The sequence below is a fragment of the Streptomyces sp. NPDC001231 genome (genome assembly GCF_042896885.1).
Taxonomy (GTDB): domain Bacteria; phylum Actinomycetota; class Actinomycetes; order Streptomycetales; family Streptomycetaceae; genus Streptomyces.
Genome location: NZ_JBIAXS010000004.1, coordinates 265,203 through 288,576, shown reverse-complemented (window position 1 = coordinate 288,576; position 23,374 = coordinate 265,203). Strand labels below are relative to the sequence as shown.

23 protein-coding genes are annotated in these 23,374 nt (G+C 71.1%); 14 read left to right on the top strand and 9 right to left on the bottom strand.

Translation table 11 applies throughout. The annotated features are described in order from the left end of the window. Positions 1-153 precede the first annotated feature (153 nt). From ACFY3J_RS07595 to ACFY3J_RS07555, 9 genes are all read left to right on the top strand, one after another. Positions 154-1,389: an amidohydrolase gene (locus ACFY3J_RS07595; RefSeq protein ID WP_384172649.1), complete on the top strand. Its 1,236-nt coding sequence runs from the start codon at positions 154-156 to the stop codon at positions 1,387-1,389. Positions 1,390-1,675: 286 nt separating this feature from the next. Continuing rightward, positions 1,676-2,728 (top strand): BMP family protein, encoded by a 1,053-nt coding sequence (locus ACFY3J_RS07590; RefSeq protein ID WP_384172377.1) that lies wholly within the window; start codon positions 1,676-1,678, stop codon positions 2,726-2,728. A gap of 301 nt (positions 2,729-3,029) precedes the next feature. Further along, a complete protein-coding gene (locus ACFY3J_RS07585; RefSeq protein ID WP_390840501.1) occupies positions 3,030-4,079 on the top strand; it encodes a BMP family protein in 1,050 nt (349 codons plus the stop codon). A 224-nt stretch (positions 4,080-4,303) separates the two neighbouring features. Further along, on the top strand, positions 4,304-5,890 hold the full coding sequence (locus ACFY3J_RS07580; RefSeq protein WP_390840513.1) for an ABC transporter ATP-binding protein: 1,587 nt from the start codon (positions 4,304-4,306) through the stop codon (positions 5,888-5,890). Next, a complete protein-coding gene (locus ACFY3J_RS07575) occupies positions 5,887-7,014 on the top strand; it encodes an ABC transporter permease (protein ID WP_390840500.1) in 1,128 nt (375 codons plus the stop codon). Before ACFY3J_RS07580 ends, ACFY3J_RS07575 begins: the two co-directional genes overlap by 4 nt. Continuing rightward, a complete protein-coding gene (locus ACFY3J_RS07570; protein ID WP_390840499.1) occupies positions 7,014-8,276 on the top strand; it encodes an ABC transporter permease in 1,263 nt (420 codons plus the stop codon). Before ACFY3J_RS07575 ends, ACFY3J_RS07570 begins: the two co-directional genes overlap by 1 nt. Further along, positions 8,273-8,674: a cytidine deaminase gene (locus tag ACFY3J_RS07565; protein ID WP_390840498.1), complete on the top strand. Its 402-nt coding sequence runs from the start codon at positions 8,273-8,275 to the stop codon at positions 8,672-8,674. The genes ACFY3J_RS07570 and ACFY3J_RS07565 overlap by 4 nt, the downstream gene beginning before the upstream one ends. A gap of 79 nt (positions 8,675-8,753) precedes the next feature. Further along, entirely contained in the window at positions 8,754-10,037 is a 1,284-nt protein-coding gene (locus ACFY3J_RS07560; protein ID WP_384172361.1) for a thymidine phosphorylase, read from the top strand. Positions 10,038-10,132: 95 nt separating this feature from the next. Next, on the top strand, positions 10,133-10,720 hold the full coding sequence (locus ACFY3J_RS07555) for a Uma2 family endonuclease (protein ID WP_384172358.1): 588 nt from the start codon (positions 10,133-10,135) through the stop codon (positions 10,718-10,720). A gap of 6 nt (positions 10,721-10,726) precedes the next feature. On the opposite strand, the gene ACFY3J_RS07550 is transcribed toward ACFY3J_RS07555, so the two are convergent. Further along, the gene (locus tag ACFY3J_RS07550) at positions 10,727-11,647 is read right to left on the bottom strand and encodes an AEC family transporter (RefSeq protein WP_384172355.1); all 921 of its coding nucleotides are present in this window, start codon (positions 11,645-11,647) and stop codon (positions 10,727-10,729) included. Between the two features lie 134 nt (positions 11,648-11,781). Between ACFY3J_RS07550 and ACFY3J_RS07545 the strand changes: the two genes are divergently transcribed. Continuing rightward, the gene (locus ACFY3J_RS07545) at positions 11,782-12,168 is read left to right on the top strand and encodes an STAS domain-containing protein (RefSeq protein WP_384172352.1); all 387 of its coding nucleotides are present in this window, start codon (positions 11,782-11,784) and stop codon (positions 12,166-12,168) included. Here ACFY3J_RS07545 and ACFY3J_RS07540 read toward each other — a convergent pair. Continuing rightward, the gene (locus ACFY3J_RS07540) at positions 12,052-13,068 is read right to left on the bottom strand and encodes a sigma-70 family RNA polymerase sigma factor (RefSeq protein WP_384172349.1); all 1,017 of its coding nucleotides are present in this window, start codon (positions 13,066-13,068) and stop codon (positions 12,052-12,054) included. The two genes, ACFY3J_RS07545 and ACFY3J_RS07540, sit on opposite strands and share 117 nt — an antisense overlap. A gap of 183 nt (positions 13,069-13,251) precedes the next feature. Continuing rightward, positions 13,252-14,526 carry an MFS transporter gene (locus tag ACFY3J_RS07535; RefSeq protein ID WP_384172346.1) on the bottom strand — a complete coding sequence of 425 codons (1,275 nt, stop codon included), beginning with the start codon at positions 14,524-14,526 and terminating at the stop codon, positions 13,252-13,254. 63 nt (positions 14,527-14,589) lie between these two features. Here ACFY3J_RS07535 and ACFY3J_RS07530 point away from each other — a divergent pair, with 63 nt between their 5' ends. Further along, positions 14,590-15,543 carry a LysR substrate-binding domain-containing protein gene (locus ACFY3J_RS07530; protein WP_384172343.1) on the top strand — a complete coding sequence of 318 codons (954 nt, stop codon included), beginning with the start codon at positions 14,590-14,592 and terminating at the stop codon, positions 15,541-15,543. Between the two features lie 12 nt (positions 15,544-15,555). Here ACFY3J_RS07530 and ACFY3J_RS07525 read toward each other — a convergent pair whose 3' ends face one another. Continuing rightward, the gene (locus ACFY3J_RS07525) at positions 15,556-16,317 is read right to left on the bottom strand and encodes an alpha/beta hydrolase (RefSeq protein WP_384172341.1); all 762 of its coding nucleotides are present in this window, start codon (positions 16,315-16,317) and stop codon (positions 15,556-15,558) included. 319 nt (positions 16,318-16,636) lie between these two features. Here ACFY3J_RS07525 and ACFY3J_RS07520 point away from each other — a divergent pair, with 319 nt between their 5' ends. The 3 genes from ACFY3J_RS07520 (at position 16,637) to ACFY3J_RS07510 (ending at position 18,857) form a co-directional block, all read left to right on the top strand. Next, positions 16,637-17,182 (top strand): zinc ribbon domain-containing protein, encoded by a 546-nt coding sequence (locus tag ACFY3J_RS07520; RefSeq protein ID WP_384172338.1) that lies wholly within the window; start codon positions 16,637-16,639, stop codon positions 17,180-17,182. A gap of 29 nt (positions 17,183-17,211) precedes the next feature. Continuing rightward, positions 17,212-18,375 carry an adenosine deaminase gene (locus tag ACFY3J_RS07515; RefSeq protein WP_384172335.1) on the top strand — a complete coding sequence of 388 codons (1,164 nt, stop codon included), beginning with the start codon at positions 17,212-17,214 and terminating at the stop codon, positions 18,373-18,375. Positions 18,376-18,503: 128 nt separating this feature from the next. Beyond that, a complete protein-coding gene (locus ACFY3J_RS07510) occupies positions 18,504-18,857 on the top strand; it encodes an ATP-binding protein (RefSeq protein WP_384172333.1) in 354 nt (117 codons plus the stop codon). A gap of 137 nt (positions 18,858-18,994) precedes the next feature. On the opposite strand, the gene ACFY3J_RS07505 is transcribed toward ACFY3J_RS07510, so the two are convergent. From ACFY3J_RS07505 to afsQ1, 5 genes are all read right to left on the bottom strand, one after another. Next, entirely contained in the window at positions 18,995-19,195 is a 201-nt protein-coding gene (locus tag ACFY3J_RS07505; RefSeq protein WP_384172330.1) for a PspC domain-containing protein, read from the bottom strand. Positions 19,196-19,260: 65 nt separating this feature from the next. After that, positions 19,261-19,842 carry a VanZ family protein gene (locus ACFY3J_RS07500; protein WP_390840495.1) on the bottom strand — a complete coding sequence of 194 codons (582 nt, stop codon included), beginning with the start codon at positions 19,840-19,842 and terminating at the stop codon, positions 19,261-19,263. 609 nt (positions 19,843-20,451) lie between these two features. Further along, complete coding sequence (locus ACFY3J_RS07495) at positions 20,452-21,060, bottom strand: hypothetical protein (RefSeq protein WP_384172324.1); 609 nt, start codon at positions 21,058-21,060, stop codon at positions 20,452-20,454. After that, complete coding sequence (locus tag ACFY3J_RS07490) at positions 21,057-22,691, bottom strand: ATP-binding protein (RefSeq protein ID WP_390840494.1); 1,635 nt, start codon at positions 22,689-22,691, stop codon at positions 21,057-21,059. Before ACFY3J_RS07490 ends, ACFY3J_RS07495 begins: the two co-directional genes overlap by 4 nt. Beyond that, positions 22,688-23,365, bottom strand: a complete 678-nt coding sequence (gene afsQ1 / locus ACFY3J_RS07485; protein ID WP_037868090.1) for a two-component system response regulator AfsQ1 — start codon at positions 23,363-23,365, stop codon at positions 22,688-22,690. The genes ACFY3J_RS07490 and afsQ1 overlap by 4 nt, the downstream gene beginning before the upstream one ends. Positions 23,366-23,374 lie beyond the last annotated feature (9 nt).

Below are 23,374 nucleotides of genomic sequence, written 5' to 3'. Positions count from 1 at the left end.
CGCTCGGCCGTCGAAGGCGGGCGAGTTTACCCATCCCAGTCGACACGTATGCGCCGGGCGGTCACCTTTTCTTCCTCTAACGGGTTGAACTTTTGTTGATCTAGGGTCAGTTGACCACCCCGGCGTCCTACCCTTCAGAGGGTGAAGCAACTGATGTCCCCAGAGTCCGAGGCCGATCTCCCCGCTGATGCCACGGCGGACGCCCTGCCCGGCATGCTGCCGGAGGCGCTGTACGCCGAGCTCGTCGCCTTCCGGCGCGACCTGCACATGCACCCCGAGCTCGGCAACCAGGAGTTCCGTACCACCGCCGCGATCAAGGAGCGGCTGGAGAAGGCCGGGCTCGCGCCGCGGGTGCTCCCGGCCGGGACCGGTCTCGTCTGCGACATCGGCGGCGACCCCGGAGGCGGGGGACCGGCCGTGCTCGCCCTGCGCGCCGACATCGACGCTTTGCCCATCCCCGACACCAAGAGCGAGAGCCCGTACCGCTCCACGGTGCCCGACCGCGCCCACGCCTGCGGACACGACGTGCACACCACCGTCGCCCTCGGCGCCGGACTGGTCCTCGCGGACCTGCACCGGCAGGGACTGCTGCCGCGGCCCGTGCGGCTGATCTTCCAGCCCGCCGAGGAGGTGCTGCCCGGCGGCGCCGCCGAGGTCATCAAGAGCGGCGCGCTGGAGGGAGTGGGCCGGATCGTCGCCGTGCACTGCGACCCCCGGGTCGACGCCGGCCGGATCGGACTGCGCCAGGGCCCCATCACCTCCGCCTGCGACCGGCTGGAGGTCTCGCTGGACGGTCCCGGCGGGCACACCGCACGACCGCATCTGACGACGGACCTGGTCACCGCCGTCGCCCGGGTCGTCACCGACGTGCCCGCGCTCGTCGGCCGGCGGGTCGACACCCGTGCCGGGCTCGCCGTGACCTGGGGACGGATCGAGTCCGGGCACGCCCCGAACGTGGTCCCGCAGCACGCCGAACTCGCCGGGACGGTCCGCTGCCTGGACATCAACGCCTGGCGGCAGGCCCCCGACATCGTGGTCGCCGCGATCGACGAGGTCGCCAACCTGCACAAGGCCAAGTCCGAGATCAACTACGTGCGCGGGGTGCCGCCGGTCGTCAACGAACCGGTGGTGACCGAACTGCTGCGCGACGCCATGATCGCCCGGCGCGGCGCCGCCAACGTGGAGGACACCGAGCAGAGCCTCGGCGGCGAGGACTTCTCCTGGTACCTGGAGCACGTGCCCGGCGCGATGGCCCGGCTCGGGGTGCGCACCCCGGGTGAGCGGACCGTGCGCGACCTGCACCAGGGGGACTTCGACGCCGACGAGTCCGCCATCAGGGTGGGAGTGGAACTGTTCACCGCCGCCGCCCTGCTGCATCCGACGCGCTGATCCCGGCCGGAGGATCCGGAGAACGGGGCGCCCGGCCGGCGCCCCGTCCTTTGGACGTGCCACCCGCCCTCGACCGCCGGGCACGCGAAGGTCGTCCGCTGTCGGCACGGTTCGGTAACGGCCAGGAGAAACCCCGTTTCCCTCCACCTCTACGCGCGTTACTGTGCGCCGGAATCGCCACCAGAGGCGGCACATGGGGAAAACGGGCCGGCGACGGTGCCGTGGGCAAGAAGGGGTGCTTGCTGTGCGTCTGAACTCATCGAGGTCGAGATTCTCCCAAGCCGCGGTGACCGTAGCGGTCATCGCGCTCGCGGCCGCCGGGTGCGGCAAGTCCAGCAGCGATTCGGCCGGCGGCTCCGACAAGGCCGGCAGCAGTTCGGCCGGCGGCTCCGGCGCGTACTCGGGCAAGGGCATCGGTCTGGCGTACGACATCGGCGGCAAGGGCGACCAGTCGTTCAACGACGCCGCGTTCTCCGGTTTCCAGAAGGCCGAGGACGAATTCAAGATCGGCGGCCGGGACGTCGAGCCGAACGACAACGAGTCCGACGCGGACAAGGTGCAGCGCCTCGAACAGCTCGCCAAGGCCGGCTACAACCCGATCATCGGGGTCGGCTTCGTGTACGGCCCGGCGGTCAAGGAGGCCGCGGCCAAGTTCCCGAAGACGACCTTCGGCATCATCGATGACGAGACCGTCAAGGCCGACAACGTCGCCGACATGGTCTTCCACGAGGAGCAGGCCTCGTACCTGGCGGGTGTGGCGGCGGCCAAGACCACCAAGAAGAACCACGTCGGCTTCATCGGCGGTGTGGACATCCCGCTGATCCACAAGTTCGAGGCCGGGTTCGTCCAGGGTGCGAAGTCGGTCAACCCGAAGATCAAGATCGAGAAGCAGTACCTGACGCAGACCCCGCAGGAGGGCGGTTTCTCCAGCCCCGACAAGGGTGAGAGCGCCGCCAACGGTCAGATCGACGCCGGAGCCGATGTCATCTACCACGCGGCCGGCCTGTCCGGTCAGGGCGTCATCAAGTCCGCCGCAGCGCACAAGGTGTGGGCGATCGGCGTCGACTCCGACCAGTACGCGCAGAGCTCCCTGGCCAAGTACAAGGACTGGATCCTCGGCTCCGCCCTGAAGAACGTCGGCGGCGCGGTCTACGAGCTGACCAAGTCCGTCGTCGACGGCAAGCCGCTGTCCGGCGAGGTGCGCGGCGACCTGAAGTCGGGCGGTGTGGGCTTCGCCGACTCCAACCCGAAGTACAAGGCCATGAAGGACGTCGTCGCCGCCGTCGACAAGGCCAAGCAGGACATCATCGACGGCAAGGTCACCGTCAACACCGAGTGACCGCGCCGCCTGGCCCGAAGCACTGACGGAAAGGCCCCGGACCGGCACGGTCCGGGGTTTTTCGCCGTCATGCTGTCCGCGAGCGCCGGGCGTGCCCGTCGTGACGGTGGGACCACGACCTGCCTGGCCACGGGCCGGTGGCGTCCCCGGCGGGCGCCGACGCAGGGCCAGAGCGGCACCGAAGGATCAAAACGGTCGGATAACACTCTGGCAAGGAGGGGTTTTCCGCCATGTCTACGCGCGTTACGCTGCGGCGGAACCAGCGCCTGGTATGGGCGCTTGCACGAAGGAGTCTCGTTCCATGCGCCGGGTGTCCCGTATAGCGGTTGCAAGTGTCGCAACCGCAGCTCTCGCTGTCACTGTTTCCGCATGTGGCAGCAGCTCGTCCAGCAAGTCGGCCGGTGGCGGCGACAAGAACCTGGGCCTCGCCCTCGCCTACGACGTCGGCGGCAAGGGCGACCAGTCCTTCAACGACGCCGCCACGGCCGGCATGGACAAGGCCGACCAGGAGTTCGGCTACAAGAGCACGGCCGTCGAGCCGCAGGACGGTGAGTCGGACGCGGACAAGGTACAGCGCCTGGAGACCCTCGCCAAGCAAGGCTACAACCCGGTGATCGGCGTCGGCTTCGCCTACGCGCCGGCCGTCAAGGCCGCCGCCGCCAAGTTCCCGAAGACCACCTTCGGCATCGTCGACGACAACCAGATCAAGGCGAGCAACGTCACGGACCTGGTCTTCCACGAGGAGCAGGCCTCCTACCTGGCCGGTGTCGCCGCCGCCAAGACGACCAAGACGAACACCGTCGGCTTCATCGGCGGCGTGGACGTTCCGCTGATCCACAAGTTCGAGGCGGGCTTCAAGCAGGGCGTCGCGGACACCAAGAAGGGCGTCACGGTCAAGTCGCAGTACCTGACGCAGACCGCGCAGGAGGGCGGCTTCTCCAGCCCCGACAAGGGCGAGAACGCCGCCAACGGCCAGATCGACGCCGGTGCCGACGTCGTCTACGCCGCCGCGGGTCTGTCCGGCCAGGGCGTGATCAAGGCCGCCTCCGAGCACAAGATCTGGGCCATCGGCGTCGACTCCGACCAGTACAAGCAGGACGCGCTGGCCAAGTACAAGGCCTCGATCCTCACCTCGGCCATGAAGGACGTCTCCGGCGCGGTCTTCAACCTGGCCAAGTCGGTCAAGGACGGCAAGCCCCAGACCGGCGAGGTCCGCGCCAGCCTGGCGACCGGCGGTGTGAGCCTCTCCGACTCCAACCCCGTCTTCAAGGACAACGCCGACCTCCAGGCCGCGATCAAGAAGGCCGAGGAAGGCATCAAGAGCGGCTCGATCACGGTCAAGGACTCCTGACCGAACGGTCGCGGGCCTGTCGTAGGGATGGCCTGAACGACGCTGCGATGGCAGCGTCACAGCGGCGGAACGGGGTGTGGAAGCGCACAGCGACTCCCACCCCGTTCGCGCGGCAGAATGCTCGGAACGGATCGAGGACAAATCAAGGTCGATCAGGTCCGGGCACTATTTAAAGCAGGGGCGCTACGCGCGTAGAGCGGCCCCTTTCCCCAAGGAGAGTCGCCATCGACGCGTCCAGCAGCCCTCCGCTCACCGCCCAGCCGACCATCGCGGTAGAGCTCGCGGGCATCACCAAACGGTTCCCCGGAGTCGTGGCCAACCACGACATCCATCTGACGGTCCGTAAGGGAACCGTACACGCCCTCGTCGGCGAGAACGGCGCCGGCAAGTCCACCCTGATGAAGATCCTCTACGGTATGCAGAAGCCGGACGAGGGCACCATCGCGATCGACGGCGAGCAGGTGAGCTTCGGCAGCCCCGCCGACGCCATCGCCCGCGGCATCGGCATGGTCCACCAGCACTTCATGCTGGCCGACAACCTGACCGTGCTCGAGAACGTCGTCCTCGGCAGCGAGAAGCTGTACGGCATCGGCGGAGGCGCCCGCAGGAAGATCAAGGAGATCTCCGACCGCTACGGCCTCGGCGTCCGCCCGGACGCCCTGGTCGAGAACCTCGGTGTCGCCGACCGCCAGCGCGTGGAGATCCTCAAGGTCCTCTACCGCGGCGCCCGCACCCTCATCCTCGACGAGCCGACCGCCGTGCTCGTCCCGCAGGAGGTCGACGCGCTCTTCGACAACCTGCGCGAGCTGAAGGCCGAGGGCCTGTCCGTCATCTTCATCTCCCACAAGCTGGGCGAGGTCCTGTCGGTCGCGGACGACATCACCGTCATCCGCCGCGGCACCACCGTGGGCACGGCCGTCCCCGCCGAGACCACCTCGCGCCAGCTCGCCGAGATGATGGTCGGCAGCGAACTGCCCACCCCGGAGACCGCCGAGTCCACGGTCACCGACCGCCCCGTCCTCGTCGTCGACAAGCTGCGCCTGGAGGCCGAGGGCGGCCGGGCCGTCCTGGACGACATCAGCTTCACCATCCACGCCGGCGAGGTCCTCGGCCTCGCGGGCGTCGAGGGCAACGGCCAGAGCGAGCTGATCGAAGGCCTCATCGGCCTCAGGCAGGCCGACACGGGCACGATCGACCTCCTCGGCGAGGACGTCACCTCCTGGCCCACCCGCAGGCGCCGGGAGTCCGGCGTCGGCTACATCCCCGAGGACCGCCACCGGCACGGGCTCCTGCTGGAGGCCCCGCTGTGGGAGAACCGCATCCTCGGCCACGTCACCGAGCGCCCCAACGCCAAGGGCTTCTGGCTCGACCCCAAGGGCGCCCAGGAGGACACCCGCCGGATCGTCGAGGAGTACGACGTCCGCACCCCCGGCATCGACGTCACCGCCGCCTCCCTGTCCGGCGGCAACCAGCAGAAGCTGATCGTCGGCCGTGAGATGAGCCACAGCCCCAAGTTCCTCATCGCCGCCCACCCCACCCGCGGTGTGGACGTCGGCGCGCAGGCCGCGATCTGGGACCACATCCGGGACGCCCGCCGCGAGGGCCTGGCCGTGCTGCTGATCTCCGCCGACCTGGACGAGCTGATCGGTCTGTCCGACACCCTGCGGGTGATCTACAACGGCCGGCTGGTCGCCGACGCCGACCCCGCCACCATCACCCCCGAGCAGCTGGGCTCGGCCATGACGGGTGCCGCGTCCGGCCACCTGGAAGACACCGAAACCACCGCCGGTCCGGAGGACGAGGCCCGATGAAGAAGTTCGACAAGGAGCGGGTGCTCCTCGCGGTGGCCGGCCCGGTCATCGCGCTCGTCGCGGCGATCCTGCTGACCTCGGTCGTGCTGATCGCCTCGGGCAAGAGCCCGATCGAGCCGTACACCTTGATGATCGAGCAGGCGTCGTTCTCCGACGTCCAGGTGCTGATCATCAACCAGGCGTCGCTGTACTACATCGCGGCGCTCGGCGTGGCCCTCGGCTTCCGCATGAACCTGTTCAACATCGGTGTCGACGGTCAGTACCGGCTCGCCGCGATGATGACCGCCGTCGTCGGCGCCCACCTGGCCCTTCCGTCCTTCCTCCAGATACCGACGCTGCTGCTCGTCGGCATGCTCACCGGCGCCTTCTGGGCCGGTATCGCGGGCGTCCTGAAGGTCACCAGGGGCGTGAGCGAGGTGGTCGCCACCATCATGCTCAACGCGATCGCCAGCAGCCTCATCGTCTACCTCTCCCAGAACAGCGTGTGGGGCGTGCAGGTCGGCAACAACATGACGACCGGCGTCATGCACAAGTCCGGCTGGGTCCCGGGCATCAACCTGGGTTCCGACGTCGGCGAGATATACGGCCTGGTCTTCCTCGCCGTCCTGCTCGGCGTGCTGTACTGGTTCGTCCTCAACCGCACCCGTTTCGGCTTCGACCTGCGTGCGTCCGGCGCCTCCGAGTCCGCTGCCGCGGCCTCCGGCGTCAACGCCAGGCGGATGGTGCTCACCGCCATGTTGATCTCCGGCGCGGTCGCCGGCCTGTCCGGCCTTCCACTGCTGCTCGGCGACTCCCACACCTACAGCCTGAGCTTCCCGACCGGCCTCGGCTTCACCGCGATCGGCATCGCCCTGCTCGGCCGCAACAACCCCGGCGGTATCGCCCTCGCCGCCCTGCTCTGGGCCTTCCTCGACAAGGCGTCCCCCGCCCTCGACTACGCCATCCCGGTGGCGTACGAGAAGGAGATCGCCACCATCATGCAGGGCCTGATCGTCTTCGCGGTCGTCATCTCCTACGAGGCCGTACGCCAGTGGGGCCTGCGCCGCCAGCAGAGGCAGGTCGGCGCCGAGCTCGCCGCGGCCGCCGCCCAGAACAACGTCCAGAAGAAGGAGGTGGCGGCCTGATGTCCACCGCGACCATCGCCAAGCCCGAGGCCAAGCAGCCCGGCAAGGGCAGCCGCCGTGTCTCCCTCCCGGTGCTCCTGCTGATCATCGCGGGCGTGCTGGTACTGACCTCGGTCGTCCGCCTCGTCACCGGCGCGCACGGCATCACCTCGACCGGCCAGATGTCCACCGCGCTGCGTCTGGCCGTCCCGATCGGCCTCGCCGGCCTCGGCGGCCTGTGGGCCGAGCGCGCCGGCGTCGTCAACATCGGCCTCGAGGGCATGATGATCCTCGGCACCTGGTTCGGTGCCTGGGCCGGCTACCAGTGGGGTCCCTGGGTCGGTGTCCTCTTCGGCATCATCGGCGGCGCGCTCGGCGCGATCCTGCACGCCATCGCCACGGTGACCTTCAACGTCAACCACATCGTCTCCGGTGTGGCGATCAACATCCTGGCCCTCGGCACCACCCGTTACCTGTCGAAGTTCACCTTCGAGGGCGTCCCGCAGGGCTCGTCCAAGCAGTCCCCGCCGATCGACTCGCTCGGCACCTTCGACATCCCGGGCCTGTCCGGCTGGCTGGACACCCTCAACGGCAAGCACTGGTTCCTGGTCTCCGACATCGCCGGCCTGCTCGGCGGTCTGATCACCAACCTGTCGCCGCTGACCGTCGTCGCGATCGCCCTCGTGCCCCTGTCCTGGTGGGTGCTGTGGCGCACCGCCTTCGGGCTGCGCCTGCGCTCCTGCGGCGAGAACCCGGTGGCCGCCGAGTCGCTCGGCGTCAACGTCTACAAGTACAAGTACATCGCCGTGATCATCTCCGGCGGCTTCGCCGGCCTGGGCGGCGCGTTCCTGTCCATCGTGGCCTCGAACGTCTACCTCGACGGCCAGACCGCCGGCCGCGGCTACATCGGTCTCGCCGCGATGATCTTCGGCAACTGGATGCCGGGCGGTCTCGCCCTCGGCGCCGGCCTGTTCGGCTACACCGACAGCCTGAACCTGCGCGGCGGCACGACCAACGTCCACGCGCTGATCCTGCTGCTTGCGATCCTGCTGGTGTTCGGCGCGGCATACCTGGTGTGGAGGAAGAAGCTGGTGCCCGCCGTCATCACCGCCGTCGTCTCGGCGCTGATGTTCGCCTGGTACCTCGGCACCAACGAGGTGCCCAAGCAGGTCGTGACCGCCACGCCGTACATCGTCACCCTGCTGGTGCTGTCGCTGTCGGCACAGCACCTGCGGATGCCGAAGGCGGACGGTCAGCCGTACCGGAAGGGACAGGGCAAGTGAGCTCGGACGCGACGGTCGACTGGGCGGCGCTGCGGCAGGAGGCGCGCGCGGCGATGACCCGTGCGTACGTCCCCTACTCGAACTACCCGGTCGGTGCCGCCGCCCTGGCCGACGACGGCCGGACCGTCACCGGCTGCAACGTCGAGAACGCCTCCTACGGACTCGGCCTGTGCGCCGAGTGCGGACTGGTCTCGCAGCTCGCGAACACCGGGGGCGGCCGGCTGACGCACTTCACGTGCGTGGACGGCAGGGGCGAGATCCTCGTCCCGTGCGGGCGCTGCCGCCAGCTGCTGTACGAGTTCGGCGGGCCGGACCTGATCCTGGAGACCCCGGCGGGGATCCTGCCGCTGTCCGAGATGCTGCCGCAGGCCTTCGGGCCGGACCACCTCACCAAGTAACACCCGGGCGGCCCTCCTGAACCCCTTGGGGCCAGGCGGGCCGCCCGCCCCCTTCGCACCCCGGAAGGAACCGAACCCCATGGCCATGGACGCCATCTCCGTCATCCGCACCAAGCGGGACCGCGGCGAGCTCAGCGGCGAGCAGATCGACTGGGTGATCGACGCGTACACCCGCGGGGAGGTCGCCGACGAGCAGATGTCCGCGCTCGCGATGGCCATCCTCCTCAACGGCATGAACCGTGAGGAGATCGCCCGCTGGACCGCGGCGATGATCGCCTCCGGCGAGCGCATGGACTTCTCCTCCCTGTCCCGCCCCACCGCCGACAAGCACTCGACGGGCGGCGTCGGTGACAAGATCACGCTGCCGCTGGCCCCGCTGGTCGCGGCCTGCGGCGCGGCCGTCCCGCAGCTGTCGGGCCGCGGCCTCGGCCACACCGGCGGCACCCTGGACAAGCTGGAGTCGATCCCCGGCTGGCGGGCGCTGCTGTCCAACGAGGAGATGCTGTCCGTCCTGGACGGCGTCGGCGCGGTGGTCTGCGCGGCGGGCGACGGTCTGGCCCCTGCGGACAAGAAGCTGTACGCCCTGCGCGACGTGACCGGCACGGTCGAGGCGATCCCGCTGATCGCCTCCTCCATCATGTCCAAGAAGATCGCCGAGGGCACGGGCTCGCTGGTCCTCGACGTGAAGGTGGGCACCGGCGCCTTCATGAAGACGCTCGACGACGCCCGTGAGCTGGCCTCCACGATGGTCGGCCTGGGCACCGACCACGGCGTGCGGACGGTCGCGCTCCTGACCGACATGTCGACCCCGCTCGGCCTGACGGCGGGCAACGCGCTGGAGGTCCGCGAGTCGGTCGAGGTCCTGGCCGGCGGCGGCCCCGCGGACGTGGTCGAACTGACCCTGGCCCTGGCGCGCGAGATGCTGGACGCGGCCGGCCTGAAGGACGCCGACCCGGCGAAGGCCCTGGCCGACGGCTCCGCGATGGACGTCTGGCGCCGCATGATCGCGGCCCAGGGCGGCGACCCCGACGCCCCCCTGCCCACCTCCCGGGAACAGCACGTGATCACGGCCCCCTCCTCCGGCGTCCTGACCCGCCTCGACGCCTACGACATCGGCGTCGCCGCCTGGCGCCTGGGCGCCGGCCGCGCCCGCAAGGAGGACCCGGTCCAGGCGGCCGCGGGCGTCGAGCTGCACGCCAAGCCCGGCGACCGGGTGACGGAGGGCCAGCCCCTGCTGACCCTTCACACCGACACCCCCGAGCGCTTCGAGTACGCGCTCCAGTCGGTCGAGGGCTCGTACGACATCGCGGCGCCCGGCACGGACTTCACCGCCTCGCCGGTGGTGCTGGAACGTATCGCCTGACCTGCGCTTTCCCCTTTTGGGTGAACGGGATCGGTGGACCACCGCCGGTCCCGTTCGGCATGCTGGGATCGGTGACGCACCGATAGGAGACGGCCATGAGGGCACTCACCGTCAGTCATGACCCCGAGCAGGGCTGGGACGACCTCGTCCGGTTCTGGGAGGAGATGGAATGGCCCGAGGGCGGCAAGGTGGAGATCATCGAGGGGATCGTCACCGTGTCACCGCCGCCGTCCGAAGAGCACAACGACACCGCGGAACTGCTTCACGAACGCCTGTACGGCGCACTACCACCCAACTGCGACTGGGGCGTCTATCAGACGCTCGGGCTGACGTGCCCGGAGACGGGCAGCTTGTTCGTCCCTGATCTGTGCGTGGTGCCGAGAGTCGCCCTGCGCCGCGGAACGCGGGTGCCTGTCGGCGAGGCGGAACTGGTTGTCGAGGTCACGTCCCGGAGCAACGCCAATCAGGACCGCATCAAGAAGGCCCACGGTTACGCCGTGGGAGGCGTGCCCTTCTACCTTCTCCTGGATCCCTGGCACTCGGGTCGTCCCACGGCGACGCTCTACGGCGAGCCGCGGAAGGGCACGTATCGGGTACTCGCATCAGTCGAGTACGGCGAGGAACTGAAGCTCCCCGAGCCGTTCAAACTGGTTCTCGACACCGGTATGTTCCCCTGCATCTGACGGGTTTCACCCCAGCAGTGCCGCCACCACCACCAGCGCCGGCACCGACAGGATCGTCGACAGCAGGATGGACTCGCGGGCCAGGGACTCGCCGACGCGGTAGCGGCTCGCGTAGGTGAACAGGTTCTGTGCGGCGGGCAGGGCCGAGGTCACCACGACGTCCAGCAGAGGTGCCCCGCTCAGGCCGAAGACGCCCGCCGCCAGGGCCCAGGCCGCCAACGGCTGGCCCGCCGACTTCAGGGCGACCGCGAGCAGCACCGGGTGGCGGTCGCGGCCGCGGCCGGGGGCCGCGCTGCCGCGCAGGGAGATGCCGTAGGCCAGCAGGACGGCCGGGACGGACATGTTGCCGATCAGGGTGATCGGGTCCATGACCGGGCCGGGCACCCGCAGGCCGGTGGCCGAGACCAGGACCCCGCTCAGGGAGCCCATCGCGATCGGGTTGCGCAGCGGGGTGAGCAGGCGCCGCCACAGGGAGCCCTTCCCGTCCGGCCCGGAGAGGTCCAGCACCGTCAGCGCGATGGGCGTGACCATGATCTGCTGGAACAGCAGGACCGGGGCCACCAGGGACGCGTCGCCGAGGACGTACACGGCGATCGGGATGCCGAGGTTGCCGGAGTTGACGTAGCTGGAGCACAGCGCACCGATCGTGGTGCGGCCCACGCCCCAGCGCCGCACCGCGCCGAACGCCACGAAGACGCCGGCCGCCGCGGCCGTGCTCATCGCCGTCACCAGCAGCCGGCTGGAGAAGACCACCGACAGGTCGGCCCGCGCGAGCGTCGTGAACAACAGGGCGGGGGACGCCACGTGGAAGGCCAGCCTGGTCAGCACCTCGCGGCCCTGGTCGCCGAGGGAGCCGCGGCGCCCGATCACATAGCCGACGCCGATCACCACCGCGATGACCGCGAACCCGCTCAGCACCCCCCGCACACGGCCTCCTCCGCGGGCAGGAGGCCGTCGGGTATCCAGGGAGGTGCCGATCCGTGGGACATACGGCCACCCTCCGGGGAGGGCGGGGACCGGGTCAATGTGATCTCCGGCGGGCCTGTGGCCTCCGGTCCGCGATGAGTTGTGCCCGGCCGCACGGTCTACAGACCGTGGATGCCAGGACACCTGCCGTGCTCGTGCTCGCCGGCCCCGTCGCCCGGGAGGAGGTGGCGGGGCTGTGTGCGGATGTGCGGGCCCTGCTGGAGGACACCCGGGCCGACGTCGTGGTGTGCGACGTCGGGGGTCTCGGACCGCCGGGACTCGGCGTGGTCGACCTGCTGGCGCGGCTCCAGCTCACCGCCCGGCAGGTCGGCGGCCACATACGGCTGCGCGACCCCGACCCGGCGCTAGACGCCCTCCTCCGCCTGGTCGGCCTCTCCTTCGAGATGGAGCGGCAACCCGAACAACGGGAACCACCGCTGGGTGTCGAGGAAGCAGTGGAACCCGGTGATCCGGCCCTCTGACGTCTCCAGGACCTGCACCGCCCACGGGGTGAAGCCGCCCTTCTCCGGGTCCGGCTTGTACTGGGCGAAGCCCGGCAGCCCGTTGGCCCGCACCGCCAGCAGCCGGGAGCCCGCGCAGGCCGCGCCCAGCGTCGTCATGAAGCCCGTTATGTCCGACGGGCCCGTCAGCCAGAGGTCGAACGGCGGCATCGTCATCACCGCGTCCTCGTGCAGCAGCGCGGTCAGCTCCGCCATGTCGTACCCCTCGAACGCCTTCACATAGCGCTCCAGGAGCCGTTGCTGGGCCTCGTCCAACGGGTCCGACACCGCCGCCTCGGCCGCCTTGTCGCCCCGCTCGGCGAGCGTGGCGCGCGCCCGCTGGAGGGCGCTGTTGACCGACGCGACCGATGTGCCCAGCAGTTCGGCGACCTCGCTCGCCCGCCAGGCCAGCACCTCGCGCAGGATCAGCACGGCCCGCTGCTTGGGCGGCAGCTGCTGCAACGCGGCCATGAAGGCGAGCCGCACCGACTCCTTGGTGACGGCCGCCTCCGCCGGGTCCTCGACCGCCGGCAGCACACGGGCGTCCGGCATCGGCTCCAGCCATGTGTGGTCGGGGCGCGGGGACAGCGCCGCGCGGGCCAGCGGCGTGGACTCGGTCAGGTCCATCGGCCGGGCCCGCTTGCTGCCCGCCGCCAGCATGTCCAGGCAGACGTTCGTCGCGATGCGGTAGAGCCACGAGCGCAGACTGGAGCGCCCCTCGAACTTGTCGTAGCTCCGCCAGGCACGCACGAGGGTGTCCTGGACCGCGTCCTCCGCCTCGAAGGACGAGCCGAGCATGCGGTAGCAGTAACCGGTCAGCTCGACCCGGTACTCCTCCAGCCGCTCGTCGAGCTCCGCCGTCGCCGTCGTGCCGTTTCCCATCGTCCACCCGCCCTGTGGCCGTCCCGGCCGGTGCGCGTCGTCACGCCCAGCACTTCGGAAGCTATCGCAGCCCACTGACAACGGCCCTTGGAGCGGAAGAAACAGCAGGCCGGAGGGTATCCACCGGCTCGCGGCCCGCGCGTGGGCGTCCCGGACGGCGCTGCGGCGCGGGGGCCGGCGCGGCTACGCGGGCAGCGGCTCCCGCCGCGCCGCGACCCTGGCCGCCCGCGAGCCGAGCACCGTGATCGCCACGACGCCCAGGACGGCCAGCAGTCCGACCCCGACCGTTCCCGCCCAGCCCTGCGCGTGGAAGGCCAGGGCGCCCACCGTGCTGCCCGCGCTGGAGCCGACGTAGTAGGCGGACTGGTAGAGCGCCGAGGCCTGGGCGCGGCCGTGCGTGGCCGTCCGGCTGACCGCCGAGGAGGCGACCGCGTGACCGGCGAAGAAGCCCGCGGTGATCAGGACCAGGCCCAGCAGGACCAGCGCGACCGAGTCCAGCAGGGACACCAGCAGACCCGCCGCCGTCGTGGCGCCCGCCAGGTACAGGGCGCCCCTGCGGCCCAGCCGGCCCACCAGCCGGCCCGCCGTCGACGCGGACACCGTGCCGACCAGGTACACCAGGAAGATCGAGCCGACGATGCCCTGCGGCAGGGAGAACGGCGCCTCGGTCAGGCGGTAGCCGATCACCGTGTAGACCCCGCCGAACACGGTCATGAACAGCGCGCCGATCGCGTACAGCCGGCGCAGCAGCGGATCGGCGAGGTGGTCGCGGACCGAGCGCGCCAGCACCCGCGGGCGCAGCGAGCCCGCCCTGAAGTGCCGGGGTGCCGGAAGCAGCAGGCGGAAGGCCACCGCGCAGCCCACCGCGATCACCCCGATCACCCCGACGGCCACCCGCCAGCCCCACTCCTGGGCGACCCAGCCGGTGATGACCCGGCCGCTCATGCCGCCCACGCTGTTGCCGGCCACGAACAGGCCGATCGCCGTGACCAGGGCCCGGGGCCGGACCTCCTCCGCCAGATACGCCTGCGCCGAGGCCGGCAGCCCCGCGAGGGCCGCGCCCTGGAGCGCCCGCAGCACCACCAGCGCGCCCAGCGACGGCGCGAACGGCACCAGCAGCCCGACGACCACCGCGACCGCCAGCGAGGCCGTCATGACCGTACGCCGCCCGAAACGCTCCGACAGCGCGCTCGCCGGGAGCACGAACAGCGCCAGGCCGCCCGTCGCGGCGGCCACCGTCCAGCTCGCGTCGCTCGCCGCCACGTGGAACTCGCCGGAGATCAGCGGCAGCAGGGCCTGTGTGGAGTACAGCAGCGCGAAGGTGGCGACACCCGCGAGGAAGAGGGCGAGGCTCATCCGGCGGTAGCCGGGGCCGCCCGGGGCCATGCGGGAGTCGGAGTCGGGGACTGAGGCGACGGCGCCCACGGTGGTGAGCGCCCCGGTATCGGCGGGAGTCATACGGCGACCGTAGAAAGCCGGGCACTCATCCGTCCAATGCACGGACTCTGCATAATCGTTCCCATGGTGCATCAGCCGAGGTCGCAGCCGCGTCTGTCACAGACCGGTGACACAGAAGACATCGTCGCGTTGCTGGCGCCCCGCCTGGCGCACTTCGCCGGCGTGGCCCGCACCGAGCACGTCACCCGGGCCGCGCAGGAGATGCAGGTCCCGCAGTCGACGCTCTCGCGGGCCATGGTCCGGCTGGAGCAGGACCTCGGCGTCGACCTCTTCGCCCGCCGGGGCCGCACGGTCTCCCTGACCCCCGCCGGCCGTACCTTCCTCGCCTCCGTGCAACGCGCCCTCGCCGAGATCGAGCGCGCCGCCGAGGAGGTGCGCGCCGACGCCGACCCGGCCACCGGCAAGGTCGCCTTCGGCTTCCTGCACACCATGGGTGCCGAGACCGTGCCCGGCCTCATCCACGCCTTCCGAGCCGACCACCCCCGCGTTCGCTTCAGCCTCGTGCAGAACTACGGCGAGGCCATGCTGGAGGGGCTGCGGGCGGGCGAGCTCGACCTCTGCCTGACGTCCCCCGTGCCGGACGCCCCCGACCTGGTCGCCCGCCGTCTCGACGAGCAGAAGCTGCGCCTGGTCGTCCCCGCCGACCACCGGCTCGCCGCCCGGCGCCGCATCCGCCTGACCGAGGCCGCCGAGGAGTCCTTCGTGACCCTGGAACCCGGCTACGGCCTGCGCCGCATCACCGACGCCCTGTGCCGGGAGGCCGGCTTCAAGCCGCGCGTCGCCTTCGAGGGCGAGGAGGCCGAGACCCTGCGCGGCCTGGTCGCCGCGGGCCTCGGGGTCGCCCTGCTGCCCCCGCCGGCCTTCCCCCGCCCGGGAGTCGTCGAGCTGACGGTGACGGCCCCGCGCGCGGTACGGGAGATCGGCGTGGCCTGGCTGGCGGGCCACCCGGACACCCCGCCGGTGGCGGCCTTCAAGAAGTTCCTGCTCGCCAAGCGCGGCAATCTGCTCCCCACCTGACGGCGGGCGGCCCTACCGCCGCAGCGTCTTCCCGAACCCGGCCGCCAGCGGCATCCGCAGACCCAGCGGTGGCGGAGCCGCCAGCGCGTCCTGCACCGGCCGCGAGAACACCCGCCCGAACAGTGAGCCCATGACGAAGTCGGTGGTGAGCGCGAGGACTTCGTCCCGGTACTGGCGCAACCCGTGTCCGTCGGCGTGGACTTCGAACCGGCACACGTCCCGGTTCGCCTTCTTCGCCCGCTCGGCGAACCGGAAGGACAGCTCGGGATCGGTCCGTTCGTCGTTCGTGCCGTGCACGATCAGCACCCGGCGCCCGGCGAGCTGCCTGACCGGTTCGGGCGAGGCCGCCACGTCGTCCTCGGGCAGCCAAGGGGCGATGGCCACCACGGAGTTGACGGTCTCGTGTCCGGCGGCGTGCAGCGCGGCGCGGCCGCCCATGTCGGGACCGGCCAGGCAGACCGGCACGTCCCCGTAGCACCGGACGACCTCCTCGACGGCCCAGGCGGCGTCGCGGGCCGGATGCGCCTCGGCGCCGTTCCAGCCGCGGTAGCGGTAGTGCACCACGTGCACGGCCAGGCCCTCCTCGCGCCCCGCGCGGGCCAGCCGGCGCCCCAGCGCGCGCACCGAGGCGGCGGCCAGCACCGGCGAGGGTCTGCGGGTGGAGACCTCCTGGCCGCCCGGGAGCAGCAGCACCGCTCCGCCCACCGCCGCCGGCTCCGGGCCGAGCGTCCTCCCCAGCCGGGCCGTGCGAACCGGCGTCGCTTGGTGTGCCATCAGATTCCTTTCGAGCGGACCGTCGGCTTCGGCTGGTTGGGGAATCGACTCCGTGATTGCGCTGCGGAGCAGCGTGACATCCGATCTCGAATATGAGTCACCGTCAAAAGCGGTTCTGGTCGTGGCTGGAGGTGACCGCCGGAGCCGCTGAACCTTCGCGTGCCCCCGGATTTGAAGCGGCAGGTCGAGGAGTACGCCCACCGGGCGGGCATCTCGTCGCTGCCGCGTGCGTTCTCCTCGCCGAAGCCCTGCGCCTTGAGCGGAGGCGCAGGGGGTGGTCCGCGCGTACAAGTTCCGCCCACTCCTGTCCTGCGACGACGTGACTGCTGAGCTCCTGCCGCCCAGCGGTGGCGTGGTCGGCATCGACATGGGCACCGTGCACTTCCTGACCACCTCGGACGGAGCACACGCCGCCAACCCGATGTTCCTCGACGCCTTCCTGCCGAACGGCGCCGCCGCGAAGGCCGGGCGCAACCGCGGCATCCTGGACGCGAGCTGGGGACAGCTCCTGACGCTCCTGGCGAACAAGGCTGAAAGTGCCGGTCGCCTCGTGATCGGAGTGGACGCCCGCAACACCTCCCGCACGTGCCCGGCGCGCGGGCACGTCGCGAAGGAGAACCGCGTCACCCAAGCGAAGTTCCAGTGCACGGCGTGCGGCTTCACCGCCGACGCCGACCGCGTCGGCGCGACGAACGTCCTCAACAGGGCCGGGCTGGTCCTCTGTGACGTGGCCTCGCCACCGTCGCAGGGAGCCCGAGCGTTCACGCGTGGGTGGAGTCACGACAGAACAGTGTCAGAAGCACCCGTGTACGCCACCCGTCCGGGCGGTCACCGTTACATATCGACGGATGTGTACACGCGATGATCTACGCGCGTAGGAGTTAGAGTGCGGAAATGACGAGCCAGACTGCCCGCCAGGCGAACACCCCGAGCTCGGACCAGATCCGCCGGGCGCCCAAGGTTCTGCTCCATGACCACCTCGACGGCGGGCTCCGCCCGGGAACCGTCGTCGACCTGGCCCGCGCGTCGGGCTACTCCCTGCTCCCCGAGACCGACCCCGACAAGTTGGGCCTGTGGTTCCGTGAGGCCGCCGACTCCGGCTCCCTGGAACGGTACTTGGAGACGTTCTCGCACACCGTCGCCGTGCTGCAGACCCGCGACGCCCTCGTCCGGGTCGCCCGCGAGTGCGCCGAGGACCTCGCCGAGGACGGCGTCGTCTACGCCGAGGTGCGCTACGCCCCCGAGCAGCACCTGGAGGGCGGGCTGAGCCTGGAGGAAGTCGTCGAGGCCGTCAACGAGGGCTTCCGCGAGGGCGAGCGGACCGCCCTGGCGAACGGTCACCGGATCCGGGTCGGCGTCCTGCTGACCGCGATGCGGCACGCGGCCCGTTCCCTGGAGATCGCCGAACTCGCCAACCGATACCGGGACTCGGGCGTGGTGGGCTTCGACATCGCGGGTGCGGAGGCCGGTTACCCGCCCACCCGGCACCTGGACGCCTTCGAGTACCTGAAGCGGGAGAACAACCACTTCACGATCCACGCCGGCGAGGCCTTCGGACTGCCGTCCATCTGGCAGGCGCTGCAGTGGTGCGGCGCGGACCGGCTGGGCCACGGGGTGCGCATCATCGACGACATCCAGGTGCACGAGGACGGCACGGTCGAACTGGGGCGGCTGGCCTCCTACGTCCGCGACAAGCGCATCCCGCTGGAGCTGTGCCCGAGTTCCAACCTCCAGACCGGGGCGGCGCCCTCGTACGCCGAGCATCCGATCGGGCTGCTGCGCCGGCTCCACTTCCGGGCCACGGTCAACACGGACAACCGTCTTATGTCCCACACCAGCATGAGCCGGGAGTTCGAGCAGCTGGTCGAGGCATTCGGATACACACTCGACGACATGCAGTGGTTCTCCGTCAATGCGATGAAATCAGCATTCATTCCTTTCGATGAACGGCTGGCGATGATCAATGACGTGATCAAGCCCGGATATGCGGCACTGAAATCCGAATGGCTGTTTCAGCAGACGGCGTCCACCAGGGGTTTCTCCACCTCGGAAGGCTGATCGGAGGATACGGGAACACATCCGGGACGCATATTCCGCCCGTATTTCGACGTTTGCGGCGGGCGGCTCGGCATGTTTACGGTCGTGGACCGCTCGGTTCCCTGTCTTCCACCCAAGGACGCGTTTTCATGAAGCAGTCTGCCGCCAAGTCCCTCGGTGTCGCCGCCCTCGGGGCCGCCTTCGCCGCCGCCGGCGCGGGCGCCGCGAACGCCGCGCCGGCCGTTCCGGACGCCGGCCAGGCACTCGGCACCGTCAGCAAGGCGCTCCCGACGGAGAACGTCGCCAAGTCGGTGCCCGGGGCCGGTCAGGCGCTGAACCAGGCCAAGCCCGCGGTGCAGTCGGGTCTCGCGGCCGCGCAGCCGGCCACCCAGGGCCTGCTCCAGAACGGCCCGACCAAGCCGGTCGCCGGTCTGCTCGGCGGACTGCCGGTGCAGGGCCTGCCCACCCACGGCCTGCCGTTGAACGGGCTGCCGCTGGGCTGAGCCGACCGCTCCCCCCTCCGGACACGGCACGGCTGGGGCGCACCTCCTGGTTCCAGGGTGCGTCCCAGCCGTGCCGTCGTTTCACCGTGTCACCGGTTCACCGGTTCACCGTGTCGCCGTCTGCGCGTGCGCGGCGTTCACCACGCGCTGCCGGCCGTCTCCTCCGAGGGCAACAGGATCCACAGCGCGATGTAGACCAGGAACTGCGGGCCCGGCAGCAGGCAGGACAGCAGGAAGATCACGCGCATCGTCGTCGCGGAGGTGCCGAAGCGCCGAGCCAGCGCAGCGCACACTCCGCCGATCACGCGGCCGTGGGTCGGGCGGGCCAGGGCGGTCATGGTCGACTCCTTCGTGAGCTGTCGGTGCGGGGCCGCTCCGTCGGCTGCCCCGTCCGTCTTCCACGTTACGGAGACGAAGGGGGCAGAGCGTCGCTCCACGGGGCGAGGCCGACCCTGGCAATCGTCGGGGTGCGACCCTGAGGCGGATCCTCCTGGCGCGGGGCCGACCGGTCCCGGCGCTCGGCCCCACGGCGGAGACGGGAGCGGCCCGCGGGCACGACCGCGAGGTGGGCGAGGGCCACGCCCGCGGTGTTCAGCAGGAGCGTGTCGACGTCCACCACCCGGCCCGGTACGCCGGTCTGCAGCAGGGCGATGCCCAGCGAGACCAGGGCGCCCGCGGCGACCGTGCGGAACAGGGACCCGAGGGGGGAGACGTGAAGGCTGCCGTGCGTCATCGGCAGCAGGACGCCCAGCGGCGCGAGCAGCGCCAGGCCCTCGCCGATGCGCCGGGCCGCCTCGGGCCAGTCCAGCGCCAGGTCGGCCCGGACGGTGGCGAGCGGACGCAGATTGGGCGGCGTCACCCAGGGGACATCCAGCGGACGCAGCGTGAGCCAGGCGACGAGCGCGAGGTGGGCGACGAGGAGGACACCCCCTGTCACGCGGACGTGGAACGCGGCGCTGCCGCGGATGGAGCCTTGACGCTGCACGCCACCCAAGACGCGGCCCCCGGCACGATCGGTTCCGGCCGGACAGCACACTCCGCGGTGAGTGCTGCGCCACACTCGCGCACCGCGCCTGCGTGTCACGGCCCTGTGCCACACCCGTGCGCCACGCCCCCGCGGCACACCTGTGCACCGCACCTGTGCGGCACGGCCCTGTGTCACACCCATGCGCCGGGCTCGTGTGCCACGGTTGAGCACCCCACCCCTGTGCCCGCGCTCGTGTGCCACGGCCCTGTGTCACACCTGCCCGCCGCACCTGTGTGCCAGGGTCCAGCGTCAAGCCTGTGCGCCGCGCCGTGTGCCACAGCCGAGCGTCCCACCCGTGCGCCGCGCTCGTGTCTCACGGCCCAGCGCCGCGCCGTGTGCCACGGCCGAGCGTCCCACCCGTGCGCCGCGCTCGTGTGTCACGGCCCAGCGCCGCGCCGTGTGCCACGGCCGAGCGTCCCACCCGTGCGCCGCGCCCGTGTGCCGCGGCCCAGCGCCACCCGTGTGCCACGGCCCTGTGCCAAGCCTGTGTGGCCGCGGCCCTGTGTCGCACTCGTGTGCTGCAACCGAGCGGCGCACCCGTGGCCCGCACCCGTGTGCCGGCCCGCGTCAGCCCGTGGTCACCTGGGTCGACGGTGGCAGGGTGGTGCCTGGTCGGGAGCGGAGTTCCCCGGTGCAGTCGTAGCGGCGCAGCGCCGTGTCGTCCGGGCCGCCGAGGACGACGGAGCCGTCCCCTTCGGCGGCGGCCGAGTCGGACAGCGTGCACACGATCTGCGCGAGGGCGTACAGGGCGAGGCCGGCCGGCGCGCTGCTCAGCCGGAGCGTGTCGGCGGGGTCACCGGGGTGCGGCCCTTCGACCTTCAGGCCGTCCGGGACGTGCGTGGTGTACCCGGCCGCCTTCTCGCCGGTCGACGGCGGCGCGGCGAGCTGGTCGAGCAGCCCCTGGGCCACGATCACCCGCCGCCTCGCGTCCGCGGTGCCCTCCGGCACCCGTACCGTCCGGTCGACGGTCACCAGCGACGAGCCGCACAACAGGAAGACCTGTACGGGCACGCCGCGCGAGGACTGGATGGTCAGGTCGGGCTGGGACAGCGAGCAGGGCACACGGGAGGGCGCGCCGCCGAAGTCCGTGGGCACCTCGGTGGGCCGGATCCCGCACCCGGCGAGCAGCAGGCCCAGGGCGGTCAGCGCCGCCGGAAGAAGTCGGCGTGCGTTCATCGGGTGGCCCCGTTCGGGCCGTTCGAGCCGTTCACGCCGTTCACGCCGTTCACGCCGTTCTCCTCGTACCGCTCACCCTCCGACCGCTCCTCGGCGAGCGTGGAGGCGTCCTGCGGCAGCCGCAGCGTGAAGACCGCTCCGCCCTCGGGCGAGTTGGCCGCGGTGATGCCGCCGCCGTGGATGTGCGCGTTGTTCAGGGCGATGGACAGTCCGAGGCCGCTGCCCTCGGAGCGCGGCCGGGACGCGCTCGCCTTGTAGAAGCGGTCGAAGACGTGCGGCAGGACGTCCTCGGGGATGCCCGGCCCGTGGTCGCGCACCTGGATGACGATCTCGGCGGGCCGCTCCGCCTCCGCGGCCGACTCGCGCACCGACACCCGCACCGGCGAGCCGCCGTGCTTGAGCGCGTTGCCGATGAGGTTGGCGAGGATGACGTCCAGGCGGCGCGGGTCGAGCCGGGCGTGGATGCCGCGCTCGGCGTCCAGCTCCACGGCGTCCAGCCAGGCACGGGCGTCGATGCAGGCGGTGATCTGATCGGCGATGTCGACGTCGTCCAGCACCAGCCGGGCCGTGCCCGCGTCGAAGCGGGTGACCTCCATCAGGTTCTCGACCAGGTCGTTCAGTCGCCGGGTCTCGCTGACGACGAGCCGGACCGCCGGCTCGATCATCGGGTCGATGCCGCCGCTCTCGGAGTCCAGCTCCTCCTCCAGCACCTCCGTCACGGCGGTGATGGCGGTCAGCGGCGTACGCAGCTCGTGGCTCATGTCCGCGACGAAGCGGCGGGAGGCCTCGTCGCGGGCGGCCATGTCGGCGACCCGTTTCTCCAGCGCCTCGGCCGCCTTGTTGAACGTGCGGGACATGTCGGCGAGTTCGTCGGTGCCGGACACCCGCAGCCGGGTGTCGAGCTTGCCCTCGCCGAGCCGGCGCGCGGCGACTCCCAGCCGGTGCACCGGCTTCAGCACCGTCGTGGCGGCGGCCTGGGCGAGGAGAGCGGCACCGACGAGCGCCAGTCCGGTGGCGATGCCCAGGGACCAGGCAAGCGAGTTGAGGTCCTTGGCCTCCGGCTCCAGCGACTTGAGCATGTAGCCGGTCGGGCCGCCACCGATCACCCGTGTGCCGGCCACCAGGTACGGCGTCCCGTGCATGACGATCCGCTGCCAGTACAGGTGGTAGGGCGCCTTGTTGGCCGAGGAGAGCGGCTGCTGCCTGTTCACCGCGGTGCGCAGCGAGGCGGGCACGTCCTCCAGCGAGAAGCCGTTCAGCCCGCCGGAGTTGCCGTACAGCGTCCTGCCGTTCGCGTCCTGGCCGACCAGCAGCACGCTGACGCGCTGGCTGCTGCCGGCCATTTGCCCGGCGGTGTGCTGGAGTTGGTCCTGCGTGATGTGCACCGGCAGCGCGCTCGCGCGGTTCTGCACCTCCTGCTGGAAGTCGCGCAGCGCCGCGTCCTGGGCGCGGGTGAGCACCGCCTCGCGGTTGAGCCAGTACGCGATCCCGGACGCCGACACGGCCGCGGTCAGCGCCACCAGCGCGAAGACCACGACCAGCCGCAGGCGCAGACTGGTGAACCGCAGCCGGGACAACGTTCCCCTGCGCCCCGAGGCCCAGCCCCGGAGCCCGCCCCGCTCGTCCGTCACTGAGGCGCGTCCAGGCGGTAACCGACGCCGCGCACGGTACGGATCAGCGTCGGGGACGAGGGCACGTCCTCCACCTTGGCGCGCAGCCGCTGCACACAGGCGTCCACCAGCCGCGAGTCACCGAGGTAGTCGTGCTCCCACACCAGCCGCAGCAGCTGCTGCCGGGACAGCGCCTGCCCGGGCCGGCGGCTCAGCTCCAGCAGCAGTCTCAGCTCGGTCGGGGTCAGCTGGAGGTCCTCGCCGTTCTTCGTCACGGTCATCGCCGCCCGGTCGATGACGAGGCTGCCGAAGGTCGCCGAGTCGTTCGCCTCCCGCTCGCCGCGCCGCAGCACGGCCCGGATCCGGGCGTCCAGCACCCGCCCCTGCACGGGTTTGACCACGTAGTCGTCGGCTCCGGACTCCAGCCCGACCACCACGTCGATGTCGTCGCTGCGCGCGGTGAGCAGAATGATCGGCAGCTGGTCCGTGCGCCGGATGCGCCGGCACACCTCGAACCCGTCGATGCCGGGCAGCATCACGTCCAGCACGATCAGGTCCGGCCGCTGCTCGCGCAGCAGCTTCAGACCGTCCTCACCGCTGGCAGCGGTGGCCACCCGGTGTCCCTGGCGCGTCAGTGAGAGCTCCAGGGCCGTTCGGATGGCGTCGTCGTCCTCGATCAGCAACAGGGAAGGCACGAGCCTCAT